We start from the raw sequence: 17996 nt of genomic DNA, 5'->3' as shown, positions 1-17996 counted from the left end.
ATTAACTGGCATTCAAATTTGGAGATCAAATGAAAAAACATCTGCCAAGTGTTTTAGGCGGCATCGCCGCTGGTCTATCATCGTCGTTTGCAGGTGCTTTCGACGCTCCATTTTGGGTACTATGCATTGCGGCGGGATGCGGAGCTTTCGCGGGAACCTACCTCGGGCAGAAGCTCGCTGGCTAAAGGAATCCATCAAGGGCACAACGTCCGCTATTGGCACAATGCAGACGTGAGGACTGAGGAAGCTAAAGCCGAAGAAGCCGTTCCATCACCCGCCGCCTCCCGACCCTTGCAACCCGGCCCAGCCCGTCCGCTCGGGGGCTGACCGTCAGAGCACGCCGGCGGTCAGTGTCGCGTTTCTAACGGGCCAGCGGCGTTGCATCTCTAATCAGCTTTGACATTGTACTTAGCGGGGGTGAGTTCACGCTTGAAGTGCGTACCATCAATGATACCAATGGGTTATCAGTCAAAGGAAGATGCAATGGAGAGCTCTTACTCCCCTATTGATCGAGGTGAACGTCGCAAGGCGGTAGAGAGTCCACTGATTGCCTCTGTCTTTAAAGCTGGCGTCGGAAGCGCTCACATGCGTTTGCTCCATAATCTGTCATGTAAGGTCATGCCGACCAGCATGGCGATTACGAACAGAGCGGTTTGAGGCAGCCCTACCGAAAGGGATGCAATGGCCGGACCAGGGCAAAAGCCGCCCAGTCCCCAGCCGAGACCGAAGAGAATTGAGCCGCCGATAAGCGGTGCATCGACCCGCCGGTTTGTTGGCAGATCGAAGGTGTCGCGCAGAACCGGATGCGGCATGCGTTTTATTATCTGCGTTCCGACAAAGGCGATCATGACTGCACCACCAAGGACGAATGCGAGACTGGCGTCCCATAAACCAAAGATGTCGAGGAAACCTTGAACGCGTACCGGGTTCAGCATTCCAGACAGTGACAATCCAAATCCAAAGACCAAGCCGGAGCCAAGCGCCGCCGCAAATTGAGATATGGCTCTTTTCATAATCCGAGACCTCGAAGGACGGCGACGGCGACCACGCCAGCAGTCAGAAACGTAACGACGGCGACTATGGATCGCGGAGAAAGTCGTGCCAGGCCCAGTACGCCGTGACCACTGGTGCATCCAGACCCCATGCGCGTGCCGAACCCGACAAGCACCCCGGAAATGATGGCGAGCGGCCAGCCACCGGTCATCTGTATGACGGGCCAACCGCCAAAGAAAAACAGATAGACGATGGGTCCAAGCAGCAGCCCGAGGATAAAGGCGAGATTGGTCACCACATCGATCCCCAGCGCCAGACGCCCAACGATACCGCTGATCCCGGCAATGCGTCCGTTGAGGATCAACAGCATGACGGCGGACGTACCAATCAGCATGCCTCCGACTGTGGAGAGAAGAAATGTATTCACTGATCGTCCTCCACGCAGAAAATATCATAGAGCGCGCCGACCAGTTGTGCGGCCTTTTTCTCCGTTAGACGATAAAATATCTGCTTGCCCTCCCTTCGCGTTTCAACGATCCCGGAACTGCGTAGGACCGTCATGTGTTGTGACAGATGCGGTTGGTGAACATCGACTTTGTCTTCCAGTTCACCAACGGAGTATTCGCCATCCACCAGCGTGCAGACAATCATCAACCGTGCGGGGTGCGATAAAACCTTCAACAGACTTGAAACCGTGTCAGCACGCAGGGCCATCTCCGCAGGCGGCAGTTTAGTCTTTATCTTCGGATCCAAGTTCATGACCATGCGGCCCCCTTGAGTGCGTTCAGCGGAAACTTTAGATAGCGCTGGCCATTGGCTTCAGGTTCCGGCAGACGCCCTCCCCGAATGTTTACCTGCAATGCATGCAGAATAAGCTTCGGCATGGGAAGTTCCTTATCGCGTTTCGTTCGAAGCGCAACGAATTCTTCCTCCCCAAGACCGGCGATATGAGGATTGGATAATTTTTGACTGGCAACAGTGCTTTCCCAGCGCGGTGACCGACCGCCCGGTTGATAGTCGTGGCCGGTGAATATCCGCGTCGAATCCGGCAACGTGAGGATGCTCTGGATAGACTGCCACAAACGGCGAGCATCGCCTCCAGGAAAGTCGGCACGGGCGGTTCCGCCGTCTGGCATAAAGAGCGTGTCGTTTACGAAGGCCGCGTCGCCAATGACATAGGTTATGGAAGCGAGCGTATGCCCGGGCGAAAACACGACCTTTGCGTCAATCGAGCCGATCTTGAAGGTCTCACCATCGGCAAGTAGTCGATCCCACTGTGAGCCGTCAGTTGCGAAATCCGGCCAGTGGTAGGTCGTTTTCCATAGCTCTTGAACATCCACCACGCGCTCACCGATTGCCGTTTGCGCACCGGTCTTTCCCTTCAGATAGTGAGCTGCTGAAAAGTGGTCGGCGTGAGGATGGGTGTCGAGTATCCACTCGACGGTGAGGTCATTGTCACGGATATAGTCGACGATCGCGTCGGCGTTGGTCGTCGCAATCGCACCGGACTTCTCATCAAAGTCGAGCACAGGGTCTATGACTGCGCATTTCCGCGTTGATGGGTCGGACACGACATACTGAATGCTTGATGTGTGTTTATCGAAAAATCCCTTTACCCGCGGCTTTCGCGCTGCATGCTGACTTAGCCAAGTGACAGCGCTACTGGTATCGAAGCCGTGACGGCGCCCGAATTCAACCACCCCATCAACGGACATGCGAGCGTCAAGAGCCTCACCTATCAGATACAGGCTGAGGGATCGGGTTCCGGTTTTGCAATGGGCAAATACGCGGCCTTCCGATTGATCAACTGCCTGCTGAAACGCACGAACGTCCGCCTCCGTTATCGTCGTAACGCTGATGGGAATGAATGAATAGGAGAGGTTAGAGCGCTCCGCCTCATCTCTTTCAGCGCGGGTGCCCGGTTGAACATCGTCTTCTTTATCCAGCCTGTTGTTGATGAGTGTCGTAAATCCCAGGTCACGAAGAACCCTGATATCTTCGATAGAAGGCTGCGGTGCGACGGAGAGTTTTGGTGATAGTTCGACGGCTTGCATGACGGAATCCTCCAATACGATATACAATATATTATTATATATATCGTTTAATTGTCAAGCTGTGAGAAAACTCTCTCTGTCAACGAGCGACCCTGTGTTCCCCGGGAATTGATAAGGCCAAAGGCAAAAAAGCGACGTCCATGCCCCGCTCCTTCCGCTGCAACCCGGCCCGCAGGTTAAGTCTAGAGCTGATTGTCGGAGCCCGTGTCACACGCCTCACGGGCTGGCCGGCGCCCCACGAAGCTGCGGCTTCCATTTTCCATTTTCGAATGAGTGCCATCAACCGCCGCAAATAGCTCTTGGGTATTTTGGCCAGTCCTTCTAAAAGCGATCTGAAGATTAAGCGTAAGAAGAGAACGATGCCGCAAATCTATGTCGATGCCGATGCTTGCCCTGTGAAGGCCGAGATTTTGAAAGTTGCGGAGCGGCATGGACTGGAGGTGACGTTCGTGGCCAACTCGGGTTTGCGACCTTCCCGTGATCCCATGGTCAAGAATGTGATTGTCTCAAGTTCTTTCGATGCGGCGGACGACTGGATTGCAGAGCGCGCTGGCGACGACGATATCGTCATCACCGCCGACGTTCCGTTGGCTGGACGCTGCGTTGCCAACGGCGCGCAGGTCACCGGGCCAACGGGTCGAGTCTTTGACAAGACCAATATCGGCATGGCGACTGCGATGCGAGATTTGGGCGCACATTTACGTGAGACAGGTGAAAGCAAGGGCTATAACGCTGCATTCTCTCCGCGCGACCGCTCGCAGTTTCTTGAAACGCTTGACCGCCTCTGCCGCCGCGTCAAAAGATAGGCAGTGGATCGGAGCACCATCATGAAAGCCACCCAGCCCCGGGTCAGCAATTTTTACCGCCATCGTCCTTTTCTGATCGCGATATTTCTGGCTGCGCTGGTCTTGATCGGCTCACTCATCGCCGAGCCCTCCCTGGCGGTTGAGGGTGCTGCCGTCGTCTTCTTCCTGACATATCTGGTGATCATTTTGTTCCGGCTCCCTCGCCTCACCGCAAGTCATTTGAAGGCGCATGCCGATAGCGACGACCTGCCCGCCATTCTGATCATCGCGATCACCTTTCTGGCCGTAAGTGTAGCGGTCGTGTCTCTTTTCAGCGCGCTCAATCATACGAGTGGTGAAACGGTCTGGTCGCTCACTCTGGCTTTTCTGTCCGTCGTTTTCGGTTGGTTGACGATACACACCATGACCGCGATGCATTATGCCCACGTGTTCTGGCGTCCGACGAAGGCCACCGGCAGACAGCAAACGCACGGTGGCATGGACTTCCCCCAGACAGAAGAGCCAAGCATTTATGAATTCCTGTATTTCTCCATTGTCATCGGCATGACGGCGCAGACATCGGATGTCTCAGTGACGACCACATCGATGCGCAAGGTCGTGCTTTTGCATTCTATCGTGTCCTTCTTCTTCAACACCGTGCTGGTCGCGGCGGCCGTCAATGCCGCGGTGTCGCTCGCGACGTAATCTGCTCACCCAGAATAGGAATAACCATGAAAATCATCTCTCAAAACACCGCATTTGGCGGCATGCAGGGCGTTTTCACACATGATTCGGAGGTCAATAACTGCGAGATGACGTTTGCAGTTTTTGTCCCGCCAAAAGCGATCGAGGCGCCCTGCCCTGTTCTCTGGTATTTGTCTGGCCTGACCTGCACCCATGCCAATGTGATGGACAAGGGGGAATACAGGCGCATGGCGTCGGAGCTCGGACTGATCGTGGTCTGCCCCGATACTAGCCCGCGTGGCAATGACGTCGCAGATGAACTCACCAACTGGCAGATGGGCAAGGGCGCCGGGTTTTATCTCGACGCGACTGAAAAGCCCTGGGCCGATCACTACCAGATGTACAGCTACATCACACGAGAGCTCCCTGCCCTCATCTCTCAGCAGTTCCGGGTAGACATGACCCGCCAAGGCATCTTCGGACACTCCATGGGTGGCCATGGCGCTATGACGATTGCCTTGAAAAACCCTGACCGTTTCAAGAGTTGTTCGGCCTTCGCGCCCATCGTGGCCCCTTCGTCTGCCGATTGGTCCGCACCTGCCTTCGAGAAATATCTCGGAGAAGACCGGGCCGCATGGCGTCAGTACGATGCCTGCTCGCTGGTGGAAGATGGCGCTCGTTTCCCGGAGTTTCTGATCGATCAGGGCAAGGCCGACAACTTCCTGGAATCAGGCCTGCGTCCCTGGCTGTTTGAGGAAGCAATCAAAGATACGGACATTGGTCTGACGCTGCGGATGCATGATCGCTACGACCACTCCTATTATTTCATCTCCACCTTCATGGACGATCACCTGAAGTGGCATGCCGAACGCCTGGGTTGATTGTTGGCGCCGCCAAAAGATCAGTCCGGCTTGCGATGTTCCAGTCGCAAGCCCTTGGCGGTGCGGTTGGCGAAACCAGCCCAATAGGTATGTTCGGGTTTCAGGCTACCATCCTTGTTGGCGGCCCACACCCCATCGTCGGACTGCTCGACGAGGTCGAGGTAGCGCGCTTTTGTCTCGTCGTTCTTAAGCTTAATGTCGAACCATGCGGTGGCAAAGTGCTGCGCAATGTTGTTCATGCGTACCGTGTCCCATACGGGATCGGCATAGTGCTCGAACGGCGCAAAGCCGAGTTTCTCGTTCATTGCCCAGCTTTCCGCAGGTGCTGGCATGGTGGCGGCAGCATTGTGGTTGGCCTCAGCAAAGGTCAGGAGATAGCGGTCGACCGGCATCTTGCCTTCGAATATCTTGCGGATTCCCTTTTGATAGTCGGAGACATCGTCGGCGCTGCCTGCCATGAAAAAGATCGGCACCTTGATTTCAGCCAATCCCTTGTCGTCCCACATACCACGCTGCATGCCCCACGGCGCGATGGCGATGATGGCTTTGAAGCGCGGATCGAAGAGGGCTTGGTGCTCTTTGGTTCCTGCCTGGTGAATAGCCAGTGCGCCATCCTTCGCGCTCCAGTCAGCGCCCACCGCCGTCGCCGACACACCCGCACCAGCCGTCACCACGGCGCCATACCCACCCATGGAATAGCCGATCAACCCCGTATTGTTGACGTCGACCACACCTGACAGAAAGCTGTTTTTGTCAGTGGACAGTCTCCCGATTTCATCGAGAACGAAGCGCTGATCGAGCGGGCGGTTGACAAGCGTGCTGCCGAAAGCCTTCTGGTCGTCATAGGTGCTGTCAGTATGGTCGATCGACGCAACGACATATCCTTTGCTGGCAAGATTTTCTGCAATCGGGCTCATGAGGAAGCGGTTGCCCGGATAACCATGCGACATAATAATCAGCGGGAATTTTTCGCCATTCGCCTTGCGTGGCTCTGCGTCACGCTTGGCGCGACCCGTGAGGGATACCGATGTCTCTCCGTCGCGCAACAGAACGCTGTATGTGCCGCCGCCATCGGCATGATCGGCCGGGTACCAGACTTCCAGCTGCAGCGGACGGTCATAGCGCGGAGGCTCCTTGCCGGGCTCTCTATGAACGATATCGATCTGCTTTGGATTGACAACCTTGAGGCTGCGGACGCCGACGGGAAACGTGCCGTAGGGAGCGAGAAGCGGCGCGTCCGGTCTAACCCTGTCGATGCGGTTTTCGTCTGCGTGAAGGCTGAAGGGCATGAGGACAGAGAACGTCAAACCAATGATACCGATAAACTTCACCTTATCCTCCGTCAGCCGTTTCAACCATTGCCTATACAAAGATTGTGACGGTGAATTAAAAACGGCTCGGAAACAAGGCCGTCGTGACAGCAGATGGGTGGTTCAGACGAAACTCGGTGATCACCCGCTCGGCAATGCCATGTGCAAGTTCACGCTGGATAAAGGATCTATCGATGCCAAGAATGGTGGCGGTAAACTTTGTTTCTGCAATGACCTCGCCGGTCTGCACGGCGGCGGCACGCACGACAACACGAGCAGACGCGCGCTCTCCGAACATCAGCGACGCATTGGAAACGTTCAAGAGACGAATGGTCAGAACAACACGCGGGCGGGTTTTATCGCGCGTGGTAGAATCGATGGCGTTGGATATCTCATACTGGATCGACTGCATCAGCTCGGCCGAAATGTCGGGTCTGGCAGCCACGAACGCGCCACGGACATCGTAGAGCAAGCGGTCTGCATCACGCGCCTCGGGCTCAAGCCGGAAGGACATGAGGGCGAGCGACATGGGTAAAAGAACGCAAAGGCGCTTCAGCGAATGATGCATGATAGACGCCTCCCCCTACGTCAGGCTCTGCGTCCATCATCATCATTTACGGTTAGAAAACCGTTAAAACCTCAAGCGTGGTTTGCCCTGGCAGCATGCAGGACGTCAACGGCGGCGCGCATCTCTACAAACCGCTTTGCGGTTCTGACCTGAGCGTCGTCGTCTTCGCCCCATTGCTCGGCCGTCCAGTTTTCATCCAGATGGGCCAGTGCCCAAATCTCTTCTACGCTGCGTTCACCCTCAGCCAAGGCAAGCGCCAGAAGAGCAGAGCCGGTCAGCGTCGTCATGGTGTGGAGCGCCGCAAGCTCGATCGGAGTATCGTATTTCCTCACCGTCACGGCAAACGCGGCGATCGCTTCGCGCGGCTGGTCCTGATGCATGACGCCTTCGACCAGAATGAACCGTGCTCCAAGCGTGTTGGCGGCCCAGTCAATGATGGGGTCCCACTGCTCCGACTGGCGTTCGACCAAAGCCTGCGGCTCGCCTGCCCTGTAGCAAAGAAGATCGCTGGACGAAAAGCGCAGGATATCCTCGAACACCGCCTGCGGATCGCTGGCGATGCCATCGATGGCGGTGTTGATATGACGGGAAACCGGCATGATCGTCGGGTCAACGACCTCGACCTGCGCATCCCATTCATCTCTCAGCAACTGCGCAAGCGCGCGCGTCGGCACAGTCAGCACGCTTTTCGCGGGAGTGCGCATCGTCTTGCCGTCGAGCAGAACGGTAAAGCCACCCTCCTCCGTTTCACCCACGGTCACATGCTTGTAGAAACGCTTTGGCAAAGGCTTCTGCATCTGGATTTGCGAGCGGCGAATGGGGTCCGGATGGCTTAGACCCTCTGTCAAATCATTCAACAGGTCACGCATGATACGTCCTCATCAACCCGGAATGTGACCGGGAATTTCATTGGGGTGGTTGACGATGGCGTCAGCACCCGCTTTCCAGAGATCATCGACGGATGCGTAGCCCCACGAAACGCCAATAGCCTTGGCGCCGGCGGCCTTCGCCATCTGCATATCGTAAATCGCATCGCCGATAACAATGGTATCTGTCGGAACGATGCCCGTCTGGCCGCAACATTCCGTCACCATGGCCGGATGCGGCTTGGAAGGGCAATCGTCTGCCGTGCGCGAGACGATGAAATGCTGACGGAAACCGTGCGTGTCCATAATGAGGTTCAGGCCGCGACGAGACTTTCCCGTGACCGCGCCCATCAACAGTTCGTCACGTTTTGCCAGCACATCGACCATGGCATGGATGCCTTCAAACACTGGCTCTTCAAAGCCCGCCTCTGCGCGCGTTTCGGCATAGATCGCCTTATAATGCGCGGTCATCGCGACGGCTTCGTCATCCACATGCGGCTTTCCCTGCATGCGGGCAATGGCGATATCCAGCGTCAGACCGATGATGGATTTCGTCAGCGAGACGTCAGGTCGATCATAACCGAAATGGACGAAGGTGCGGGCCATGACCTCATGGATCAGTCCGGCGCTATCGACCAGCGTGCCATCGCAATCGAAAAGAACGAGTTTCATTCGTCGTCCCTGTCGCCATCGGCCACGTCGAGACCCAGCAGGTTCCAGGTCTGAACCATGTGCGGTGGTAGGGGCGCCGTTACGCGCAGGCGTCCACCAGAGGGATGAGGAATGTCAATCTTTCGCGCATGCAGATGCAGGCGTTTCTGGACACCGCCGGGGAAATCCCAGTTGGTGTCTTCGACGTAATATTTTGGATCGCCGATAATCGGATGGCCCATGTGAAGCGCGTGAACGCGCAGTTGGTGGGTGCGGCCCGTATAGGGTTCCATTTCCAGCCATGCGAGGTTTTGCGCAGCGGTATCGATGACGCGATAGTAGGATATGGCGTGGTCGGCGCCCTCCTCACCATGCTTTGCAATGCGCATACGGTCACCATCCGGCGTTTGCTCCTTGACAAGCCAGGTCGAAAGCTTGTCCTGATGCTTGCGCGGCACGCCTTTGACCAGCGACCAGTACGTCTTCTTGGTGTCGCGCTCGCGGAACGCGGCGGTCAGCTTTTGCGCGGCACCTCTGGTGCGAGCCACGACCAGAACGCCTGATGTATCGCGGTCGATGCGGTGAACCAAACGCGGCTTTTCGCCCTTGGAGCTCGTCCAGGCCTCCAGCAATCCATCGATGTGGCGATTGATGCCAGAACCGCCTTGCACGGCAATGCCAGCGGGTTTGTTGAACACGAAGACCTTTTCGTCTTCATGCAGCAACATGCGTTTCAACAGATCGACATCGTCGGAGTTCTTGAGATCGGTCGAACTGATCGGCCCGCCCTTGACCTTTGAATCGACATCCAGTGGCGGAACCCGAACCATCTGTCCGGCTTCCACGCGTGCATCGGTCTTAACCCGTCCGCCATCGACACGAACCTGACCGGAGCGCATCAGCTTTTGCAGCGGACCAAAGCCGAGGCCAGGGTAGTGAATCTTGAACCAGCGATCGAGCCGCATGCCGGACTCTTCGGCTTCAACCTTGATGTGCTCGATACCTGCCATGACGATTCTAGTCTTTCTTTTATTGGGCGCCGCATCGTTGATGTGCGGCATTTGTGTTGCCTTTAGAACAAACTGCGTCCCAAGGCCAGCCCGGCAAAGATGGCGGTGAAAGAAAGGGTGAGACTTCCCGCGAGATAAAGCGCCGCCTGCCCGACGTCTCCACGCTCGAAAAGCGCCACCGCATCCAGCGTGAAGGACGACCAGGTCGTGAAGCCGCCAAGGACACCCGTGACGACAAACACCCGGATTTCGGCCGAAGCGTCAAAGCGGCGGGCCACCACCTCGACCAGGAGGCCGATCAGGAACGCACCAACGATGTTGACGGTCATCGTACCCCAAGGGAAATTCGGGCCAGCGAGACGCACACTCCAAACGCCAACGAGATAACGGGCAACCGAGCCGATTGCGCCTCCGAAAGCCACAAGGGCAATGTTGAGCATGGGGTTCTCCAGCAGGAACGGACAACAATGAAAGCCGAAACGATGTCTACGACAAAGATCAGGAAAGAGAAAATACCCAACATCCCAAACGTCATAAAAAATCCATTGACGAATTCATGAAGACACGCCTCAAATACAACCGATGGATTTAATTGAGAATAAATTCGCCGCTGATAACGTGGTACAATTCAAGATCAGGAGGGTGATCGCATGGTGCAAGTTTTGACAGTCTCAGCGACCACCGCCGGATATGTGGCTGATAGCATCAAGTCTGTCCAGCGTCCGTCGAGAAAGGCGGAGGTCGAGCAGGCCGTTCGCGAGCTCACGCGCAAGACGGGTCAGAGGGACGAGACTGACATCAATGTGATGAACGCCGTCGTCATGCCATCCGCAATGTCGGCGCATTTTCTGACCGCCGGACAACATCAGAACCCGCAGGTTACTCTTGAGGAAGTCATCGAAGCCTATGAGGAAAACAAGGGTCGCGCAGATATCTGAGCGATTTCGTCTACAAGATTGGCTGCCGGGTCGAGATCTCTCCCCGGCAGCTCTTTCTGATCAGTTGTGCTGATGCTTTTCCTGGCCACCCCTGGCTGAGCCGACGTTCATCATCACATCGACCCTCCCGGCCTTTTCGAACGTCAGTGTTACCGGTACCTTATCGCCCTCGGCGAAGGGTTTGCTGACATTAAAGAACATGAAATGCAGGCCCCCCGGCGTCAGCTGAACCGTTTTGCCAGCGGGAATGGCGATACCGGCATCCAGTTTGCGCATTTTCATGACATCATTGACCATCGCCATTTCATGAATTTCGGCACGACCGGCGAGTGGCGACGCCACCGAAACCAGACGATCATCAACAGAACCATCATTCTTGATCGTAACGAAACCGCCGCCGACCGGCTGCCCGGGAAGCATGGCCTTGCTCATCGCATCAGAGATTTCCAAATCTCCGACTTTGACGACATCCTCCATCGCTTCCATGGCGCCGTGATCTGGGGCAGCCGAGCTGTGGTCATGCTCCATGCCTGAAGATTGCTGGGCGACGATGTGAATGGTGGGTGCCGGGTTTTTGAGCGCATGCGGGTCCTGGCCGTTTGCGGCAATCTCATCCCAGCGTGCTGTTCCCTGCTTCCCGCACACCTGCGTCACCTTGAATGGCAGGTTGGTATCCGCATCGACGCCGGAAATCTTCCCCTGCACATTGAAGGTATCGTAATAGGCATCCGGCAAATCGCCGCCCTTCCAGCGAATTTCCACCGGTCCGCTTTTAACCTCGGTGCCGTGGTTCATGTAACTCTTCTGGTAATCGCCTTGCATGACCTCGATGTCCCAACCTGCCTTGGGTTGTGGTTTCGCCGAAATGAAGCCCTCCGGAAGCTTGATGTGCACCTCTGTGGTGGCAAGGCCACTCTCGCAGCCATGCGGAACCTGAAGGGCGGCGACGATGGTGCTTTCCTGTGCGGCTGTGGTGTTGACGAAGCTGGTGTGAGCGAGCGCCGGCAGGGCAGAAGCGGATGTCAGCAAAGCGGTGTACAGCGAAATGTGACGAATATTCATCTTTGAATCCTCTCGATTGCGGCTCCTGGAGCGCGGCAATCATCGTTTCAGGCAAAAGTTATTATCAGGATCAAAGAGGAACAGGCGGTGCCCTGGCTCTGGGGCGGTGGTCATCGACACTCTGCGATGGCGACATGTAAGGCGTAGGGCGATTGTCCAGCCACGCGAAATGCGCCCTCACCCAGGACGTCGCGTCCGGTGTTGGGAGAAGAATGGAGGACGCCAGACGGCAGGCGTCGCAAAAGAGCGACGGCATGCCTGAGTGATCCGACTTCCTGGTTTTATGAGGCGCATCGACATCTGCATGCGCTTCGCAAATCTCGGCAAAACTTCCGTCGGGAAAACGGTAGGCTTCATCGAAAGCACGCGCAGGAGCCGCCAAAGCCTCGACCGGCCTGTGAGCAAAACCCAGCGACAGCATCAGCGTGGCGCAAAAGATGCGCAGAATCGTTGTCGCCGATACCAGTTGCTTGCTCATCGAGGCTCTCATGACACGAAGCGATATCTCGGTTTTTGTCGTAAATCAAAGCGCAATTGCGCGCGATGGGAACCACCGCATTCAAAGACACGTTTCCCCACCATTCGAAAACCCTGAGGAACAGATCATCATGCCCGCAAAGTCCAAAGCCCAACAGAAAGCAGCCGGGGCCGCACTTGCCGCCAAACGCGGCGACATGCCAAAATCACGCTTACAAGGTGCTTCAAAAACCATGGCTAAGTCCATGACAGAAAAGGAACTTGAGGATTTGGCGTCTACCAAGCACAAAAAGCTGCCGGAGAAAAAAGCCGGTTAGCTGCCTTCGCGAAAAGCGCAGGCGACGTGCCGCCGTCTCGTGTCAGGGATGGCGCAAGCGGAACAAAAAACTGCTTGGCTGCGTCATTTGGTCCTTGCCAAGAAACTGGCTTAGCAGATAATGAAGGTCTATCCCGCTGGGAGACACCGCTTCAATGCGGGGCCGAAGGAGCAACCGCCCCGGAAACTCTCAGGCAAAAGGACCAGCGGAAAAGGACGGAACTCTGGAGAGAAGCCACCTGCACAAGGACGGCTCGCCGAAGGGATAACAATCTCAGGCGACAAGGACAGAGGGGGCTCTTGAACCCGGCACTTTCAACGGTGTCTTGACATGAGCCCGCGCGACATCGCGTAACCCTGGAGGCGTCCTTGGCCGATACAGCCGAGTTACAAGTCACACCACTGCATTCCCTTCATATGTCTCTTGGCGCGCGCATGGTGCCTTTCGCAGGTTATGATATGCCTCTGCATTACCCTGCCGGGGTCATGAAGGAGCACCTGCACACCCGCACATCCGCCGGGCTGTTCGACGTATCCCACATGGGTCAGGTTATCGTGAGGGCAAAGTCAGGGAAGGTTGAAGACGCAGCGCTGGCACTCGAAAAGCTGGTTCCCGTCGATATCCTCACTCTGAAAGAAGGCCGTCAGCGCTATGGCTTCTTCACCGATGACAATGGTGGCATTCTGGACGACCTGATGATCACCAACCGTGGCGATCATCTTTTCGTCGTCGTAAACGCCGCCTGCAAGGACGCGGACGTTGCGCATATGACAGCGCATCTTTCCGATAGCTGCGATATCACACTGCTCGATGACCGCGCTTTGATTGCTCTCCAGGGTCCCCGTGCCGAGGCTGTTCTGGTCGAACTTTGGACGGGCGTGTCCGCCATGAAATTCATGGATGTGCGTGAAATTCCGCTGCATGACGTTCCCTGCATCGTCTCCCGGTCCGGATATTCCGGCGAAGACGGTTTTGAAATTTCTGTTCCATCCGACAAGGCCGAAGAGGTTGCGAACGCGCTGCTTGCACACCCTGACTGTGAAGCCATTGGCCTTGGTGCTCGCGACAGCCTGCGTCTCGAGGCTGGTCTCTGCCTTTACGGCAATGATATCGATACCACGACCTCGCCGATCGAAGCCTCGCTTGACTGGGCGATACAGAAGTCGCGTCGGACAGGAGGTGATCGCGAGGGCGGTTTTCCTGGTGCAAATCGAATTTTGGGTGAGCTGGCAAACGGCACGACCCGCCGCCGCGTAGGCCTGAAGCCGGAAGGTAAGGCGCCCGTGCGCGGCCACGCCAAGCTGTTTGCCGACGCAGAAGGCAAGACTGAAATCGGCGAAGTCACATCGGGGGGTTTCGGCCCGACGGTCGAAGGCCCTGTCGCCATGGGTTACGTGCCAAAAGAATTCGCGACACCTGGCACGGCTATTTTCGCGGAAGTTCGCGGCAAGTATCTGCCAGTGGCCGTTGCTGCCCTGCCCTTCATTACACCCACGTACAAACGCTAGTTTCCGGAGAGACCAATGCTGAAATTTACTCAAGAACACGAGTGGCTGAAGATTGAAGGCGATGTCGCAATTGTTGGCATCACCACCCACGCCGCAGAACAGTTGGGCGATCTGGTCTTCGTGGAATTGCCGGAAGTCGGCGCAACCTTCTCCAAGGATGGAGATGCCGCAACGGTTGAAAGCGTCAAGGCAGCATCGGACGTCTATTGTCCGCTTGACGGCGAAATCACCGAGATCAATCAGTCCATCGTCGACGACCCGTCGCTGGTCAACTCCGATCCGCAGGGTGCGGGCTGGTTCTTCAAGCTCAAGCTTGCCAACGCGTCCGACGCCGATGCGCTGCTGGATGAAGCGGCCTATAAGGAGCTTATTGCGTAATGACGACTCCCACAGAGTTCCATTTCACCGATTATCAGCCCTATGACTTCGCCAACCGGCGTCATATCGGGCCGTCACCGTCGGAAATGACGGATATGCTGAAGGTCATCGGCTATAACAGCCTGGATGCGCTCATCGATGCGACCGTACCCTCCTCCATTCGCCAGAAGACGCCGCTCGCCTGGGGCACTGCGCTGACGGAACGCGAGGCGCTGGATCGTCTTCGCGAAACCGCCAACAAGAACAAGGTCCTGACTTCGCTCATCGGTCAGGGCTATTACGGCACCATCACGCCGCCCGTCATCCAGCGCAACATTCTGGAAAATCCGGCCTGGTACACCGCGTATACGCCGTACCAGCCGGAAATTTCTCAAGGCCGTCTTGAGGCGCTGTTGAACTTCCAGACCATGATTTCCGATCTGACGGGTCTGGATGTCGCCAACGCCTCGCTCCTCGATGAAGCAACGGCTGCTGCCGAAGCCATGGCCATGTGCCAGCGCGTGGCGAAGTCCAAGGCGACGGCCTTCTTCGTGGACGCCAACTGCCATCCGCAAACCATTGCGCTCATCCAAACGCGTGCCGCGCCACTGGGCTGGAACGTCATTGTCGGCAATCCCTTCACCGATCTCGACCCTGTCGATGTTTTCGGTGCGCTGTTCCAATATCCCGGAACGCATGGCCACGTGAATAATTTCACGGGCCTGATCTCGCGCTTGCACCAGACCGGTGCGATTGCGGCCGTGGCCACCGATCTTCTGGCGCTGACGCTTCTGAAATCGCCCGGCGAAATGAAGGCTGACATCGCCATTGGCTCCTCTCAGCGTTTCGGTGTTCCCGTCGGTTACGGTGGCCCACACGCAGCCTTCATGGCCGTCAAGGATGCGATCAAGCGATCCATGCCTGGTCGTCTTGTCGGTGTATCCGTCGATGCGCGCGGCAACCGTGCCTACCGCCTGTCGCTCCAGACACGCGAGCAGCACATCCGCCGCGAGAAAGCCACGTCCAACATTTGCACCGCGCAGGTGCTTCTCGCCGTCATGGCCTCGATGTATGGCGTATTCCACGGCCCGCAAGGCATCAAGGCCATTGCTCAGCAGACCCACCAGAAAGCCGTGCTGATGGCAAAGGGGCTCGAAAAGCTGGGCTACGTGATCGAGCCTGAGACATTCTTCGACACCATTACCGTCGATGTTGGCCACATGCAGGGCGTTATCCTGGGCGCGGCTGTTTCAGGTGGAGTGAACCTTCGCAAGATCGGCGCAACCAAGATCGGCATGAGTCTCGATGAGCGCACACGCCCGGCGACGCTCGAAGCCGTCTGGCGTGCCTTTGGCGGTCATTTCTCGATCTCGGATTTCGAACCGGAGTACCGCCTGCCGAAAGATTTGTTGCGCACCAGCCAGTACATGACGCATCCGATCTTCCACATGAACCGCGCCGAGAGCGAGATGACCCGTTACATCCGCCGTCTCTCGGACCGCGATCTGGCGCTTGATCGCTCCATGATCCCGCTCGGTTCCTGCACCATGAAACTGAACGCGACAGCCGAAATGCTGCCGATCACATGGCCGGAATTTTCCGATATTCATCCCTTCGTACCAGCCGATCAGGCGCTGGGCTACAAGGAGATGATCGACGATCTCTCTGCCAAGCTGTGCGAAGTCACCGGTTACGACGCTTTCTCCATGCAGCCGAATTCCGGTGCGCAGGGCGAGTATGCGGGTCTCCTGACCATTCGCAACTACCACCTCGCACGGGGTGATGCGCATCGTGATCTCTGCCTTATCCCGACATCCGCACACGGCACAAACCCTGCCTCGGCGCAAATGGTGGGAATGCGCGTCATCCCGGTGAAAGTGCGTGAAAACGGCGATATCGATATCGATGATTTCCGTGAAAAAGCAAAGCAGTACGCAGACAACCTCTCGTGCTGCATGATCACGTATCCATCGACCCACGGCGTGTTTGAAGAGACGGTCCGGGAAATTTGCGATATCACGCACGCGCATGGCGGCCAGGTCTATCTCGACGGTGCCAACATGAACGCTATGGTCGGCCTGTCCCGTCCGGGCGATATCGGCTCCGACGTTTCGCACCTCAACTTGCACAAGACCTTCTGCATTCCGCACGGCGGCGGCGGTCCCGGTATGGGCCCAATCGGCGTCAAGGCGCATCTGGCGCCTTACCTGCCCGGCCACCCGGCCAGCGATGGGCGTTCAGGTGCGGTCTCGGCAGCACCGTTCGGCTCACCCTCGATCCTGCCGATCTCCTGGAGCTACTGCCTGATGATGGGCGGCGAAGGTTTGACGCAGGCGACCAAGGTCGCGATCCTGAACGCCAACTACATCGCGGCACGGCTGAAGGGTGCTTACGATGTGCTTTACAAGTCCGAGGCCGGACGCGTGGCACATGAATGCATCATCGACACCCGTCCACTGAACGACAGCTGTGGCGTGACGGTGGACGATGTTGCCAAGCGCTTGATCGACTGCGGCTTCCACGCCCCGACGATGAGCTGGCCTGTAGCCGGTACGCTGATGATCGAGCCGACCGAGTCCGAGCCAAAGGCCGAACTCGACCGCTTTTGCGACGCGATGCTCGCTATCCGTCAGGAAGCCCGCGACATCGAGGAAGGCCGGTCCGACAAGACCAACAATCCGCTGAAGAACGCGCCTCACACCGTGGAAGATCTGGTCGGCGAGTGGGATCGTCCCTACTCACGCGAACAGGCCTGCTACCCACCGGGTGCGTTCCGGGTGGACAAATATTGGTCACCGGTCAACCGCGTCGACAACGTCTACGGCGACCGCAACCTCATCTGCACATGCCCGCCGATGAGCGAGTATGCGGAAGCTGCGGAATAAAAAGCGAACGAACACAAAAAGGCCCGGAGCGATCCGGGCCTTTTCACTATAAGGAAAATGCTTATCATTAACGGGTTAGCTGAATATCAGCTGTAACAACCGTTGGTCCGCCAGCGCCATCCCTGTCGGTGGTGCGCAAACGCAAGCCGTTGTTGCCAACTTTCGTAATCGTCATTGCTGCGACCCGGTCCCCATTGATGACACGCTTCCAGGCGACCGAGAGATTGACGGAGTTGCCGCTACGGCTGCCAGAAAGTGCTGAAGGTATTCCGGATGGACCGACATAGTTGCCCCGGTAGCGCGTACCCGACGCACGCAAGTCGGCGGAAATTGCACGGCGGACCACCAACAGTCCGCGGCATGTTCCGTTCATTCGCAGGGTCGGACCCGAGGCGGTTGAGTCGAAGGTGCAAGTGACGTTGATGGGTTTCGAGCCTATTTTCATCGTGACAGTACCGGACCCCTTCCAGCTTCCTTTCAGTGAAGAAAGAAACTGGCTCTCGTCAGCCAATGCCGGGGATGCTGCCAGCCCTGCCGCGAGTGCGACGATGGAAATCAGTTTGGCGTTCATGCGCGTTTTCCTTGTTTGTGAAAATCGAACGCCCCACCGCAATGATGGTTCCTTTGCATCTGTCGTTATACTTCATAAG

At 56.9% G+C, this 17996-nt stretch carries 21 protein-coding genes and 1 riboswitch; of the genes, 8 read left to right on the top strand and 13 right to left on the bottom strand.

The annotated features are described in order from the left end of the window. Positions 1–581 precede the first annotated feature (581 nt). The 4 genes from EKM04_RS05205 to blh are packed head-to-tail and all read right to left on the bottom strand — an operon-like array spanning position 582 to position 3047. Positions 582–1013, bottom strand: coding sequence for a DUF6691 family protein (locus tag EKM04_RS05205; protein WP_183896864.1), 432 nt, complete (start codon positions 1011–1013; stop codon positions 582–584). Continuing rightward, positions 1010–1420, bottom strand: a complete 411-nt coding sequence (locus tag EKM04_RS05200; protein ID WP_183896863.1) for a YeeE/YedE family protein — start codon at positions 1418–1420, stop codon at positions 1010–1012. Before EKM04_RS05200 ends, EKM04_RS05205 begins: the two co-directional genes overlap by 4 nt. Beyond that, positions 1417–1758 carry a sulfite-sensing transcriptional repressor BigR gene (gene bigR / locus EKM04_RS05195; RefSeq protein WP_183896862.1) on the bottom strand — a complete coding sequence of 114 codons (342 nt, stop codon included), beginning with the start codon at positions 1756–1758 and terminating at the stop codon, positions 1417–1419. Before bigR ends, EKM04_RS05200 begins: the two co-directional genes overlap by 4 nt. Next, complete coding sequence (blh, locus tag EKM04_RS05190; RefSeq protein ID WP_183896861.1) at positions 1749–3047, bottom strand: bifunctional sulfur transferase/dioxygenase Blh; 1299 nt, start codon at positions 3045–3047, stop codon at positions 1749–1751. The genes bigR and blh overlap by 10 nt, the downstream gene beginning before the upstream one ends. 359 nt (positions 3048–3406) lie before the next feature. Between blh and EKM04_RS05185 the strand changes: the two genes are divergently transcribed. The 3 genes from EKM04_RS05185 to fghA are packed head-to-tail and all read left to right on the top strand — an operon-like array spanning position 3407 to position 5397. Then, positions 3407–3853 (top strand): YaiI/YqxD family protein, encoded by a 447-nt coding sequence (locus tag EKM04_RS05185; RefSeq protein WP_183896860.1) that lies wholly within the window; start codon positions 3407–3409, stop codon positions 3851–3853. Between the two features lie 21 nt (positions 3854–3874). Further along, positions 3875–4537 (top strand): DUF1345 domain-containing protein, encoded by a 663-nt coding sequence (locus EKM04_RS05180; RefSeq protein WP_183896859.1) that lies wholly within the window; start codon positions 3875–3877, stop codon positions 4535–4537. Positions 4538–4563: 26 nt separating this feature from the next. Beyond that, a complete protein-coding gene (gene fghA / locus EKM04_RS05175; protein WP_183896858.1) occupies positions 4564–5397 on the top strand; it encodes an S-formylglutathione hydrolase in 834 nt (277 codons plus the stop codon). 20 nt (positions 5398–5417) lie between these two features. Here fghA and EKM04_RS05170 read toward each other — a convergent pair whose 3' ends face one another. The 6 genes from EKM04_RS05170 to crcB form a co-directional block, all read right to left on the bottom strand. Continuing rightward, complete coding sequence (locus tag EKM04_RS05170; protein WP_210290128.1) at positions 5418–6728, bottom strand: alpha/beta hydrolase family protein; 1311 nt, start codon at positions 6726–6728, stop codon at positions 5418–5420. A gap of 55 nt (positions 6729–6783) precedes the next feature. Continuing rightward, the gene (locus EKM04_RS05165; protein ID WP_183896857.1) at positions 6784–7275 is read right to left on the bottom strand and encodes a hypothetical protein; all 492 of its coding nucleotides are present in this window, start codon (positions 7273–7275) and stop codon (positions 6784–6786) included. Positions 7276–7346: 71 nt separating this feature from the next. Next, the gene (locus EKM04_RS05160) at positions 7347–8144 is read right to left on the bottom strand and encodes an ATP12 family chaperone protein (RefSeq protein ID WP_183896856.1); all 798 of its coding nucleotides are present in this window, start codon (positions 8142–8144) and stop codon (positions 7347–7349) included. A gap of 12 nt (positions 8145–8156) precedes the next feature. Continuing rightward, entirely contained in the window at positions 8157–8813 is a 657-nt protein-coding gene (locus EKM04_RS05155) for an HAD-IA family hydrolase (protein WP_183896855.1), read from the bottom strand. Then, positions 8810–9802 (bottom strand): RluA family pseudouridine synthase, encoded by a 993-nt coding sequence (locus EKM04_RS05150; RefSeq protein WP_174153252.1) that lies wholly within the window; start codon positions 9800–9802, stop codon positions 8810–8812. The genes EKM04_RS05155 and EKM04_RS05150 overlap by 4 nt, the downstream gene beginning before the upstream one ends. A 62-nt stretch (positions 9803–9864) precedes the next feature. Continuing rightward, entirely contained in the window at positions 9865–10242 is a 378-nt protein-coding gene (gene crcB / locus EKM04_RS05145; protein WP_183896854.1) for a fluoride efflux transporter CrcB, read from the bottom strand. A gap of 210 nt (positions 10243–10452) precedes the next feature. Here crcB and EKM04_RS05140 point away from each other — a divergent pair, with 210 nt between their 5' ends. Continuing rightward, the gene (locus tag EKM04_RS05140; protein ID WP_183896853.1) at positions 10453–10740 is read left to right on the top strand and encodes a hypothetical protein; all 288 of its coding nucleotides are present in this window, start codon (positions 10453–10455) and stop codon (positions 10738–10740) included. A gap of 60 nt (positions 10741–10800) precedes the next feature. Here the strand turns inward: EKM04_RS05140 and EKM04_RS05135 are convergent, their stop codons facing one another. Next, positions 10801–11802, bottom strand: a complete 1002-nt coding sequence (locus EKM04_RS05135) for a copper chaperone PCu(A)C domain-containing protein (RefSeq protein WP_183896852.1) — start codon at positions 11800–11802, stop codon at positions 10801–10803. A gap of 70 nt (positions 11803–11872) precedes the next feature. After that, positions 11873–12280 carry a hypothetical protein gene (locus EKM04_RS05130; RefSeq protein ID WP_183896851.1) on the bottom strand — a complete coding sequence of 136 codons (408 nt, stop codon included), beginning with the start codon at positions 12278–12280 and terminating at the stop codon, positions 11873–11875. Between the two features lie 130 nt (positions 12281–12410). On the opposite strand from EKM04_RS05130, the gene EKM04_RS05125 reads away from it, so the two are divergent. From EKM04_RS05125 to gcvP, 4 genes are all read left to right on the top strand, one after another. Beyond that, positions 12411–12596 (top strand): DUF3008 family protein, encoded by a 186-nt coding sequence (locus tag EKM04_RS05125; RefSeq protein WP_174153251.1) that lies wholly within the window; start codon positions 12411–12413, stop codon positions 12594–12596. A 127-nt stretch (positions 12597–12723) separates the two neighbouring features. Beyond that, a riboswitch (glycine riboswitch) is annotated at positions 12724–12811 on the top strand. A 153-nt stretch (positions 12812–12964) separates the two neighbouring features. Next, positions 12965–14104 (top strand): glycine cleavage system aminomethyltransferase GcvT, encoded by a 1140-nt coding sequence (gene gcvT, locus EKM04_RS05120; protein ID WP_183896850.1) that lies wholly within the window; start codon positions 12965–12967, stop codon positions 14102–14104. 15 nt (positions 14105–14119) lie between these two features. Further along, positions 14120–14482: a glycine cleavage system protein GcvH gene (gene gcvH / locus EKM04_RS05115; RefSeq protein ID WP_174153220.1), complete on the top strand. Its 363-nt coding sequence runs from the start codon at positions 14120–14122 to the stop codon at positions 14480–14482. Beyond that, the gene (gene gcvP, locus EKM04_RS05110) at positions 14482–17346 is read left to right on the top strand and encodes an aminomethyl-transferring glycine dehydrogenase (protein ID WP_183896849.1); all 2865 of its coding nucleotides are present in this window, start codon (positions 14482–14484) and stop codon (positions 17344–17346) included. Before gcvH ends, gcvP begins: the two co-directional genes overlap by 1 nt. Positions 17347–17413: 67 nt before the next feature. Here the strand turns inward: gcvP and EKM04_RS05105 are convergent, their stop codons facing one another. Further along, positions 17414–17917 (bottom strand): hypothetical protein, encoded by a 504-nt coding sequence (locus tag EKM04_RS05105; RefSeq protein ID WP_174153218.1) that lies wholly within the window; start codon positions 17915–17917, stop codon positions 17414–17416. Positions 17918–17996: the final 79 nt, after the last annotated feature.

Source organism: Rhizobium skierniewicense Ch11 (genome assembly GCF_023757665.1).
GTDB lineage: Bacteria > Pseudomonadota > Alphaproteobacteria > Rhizobiales > Rhizobiaceae > Agrobacterium > Agrobacterium skierniewicense.
This window is presented reverse-complemented; position numbering and strand designations above follow the sequence as displayed.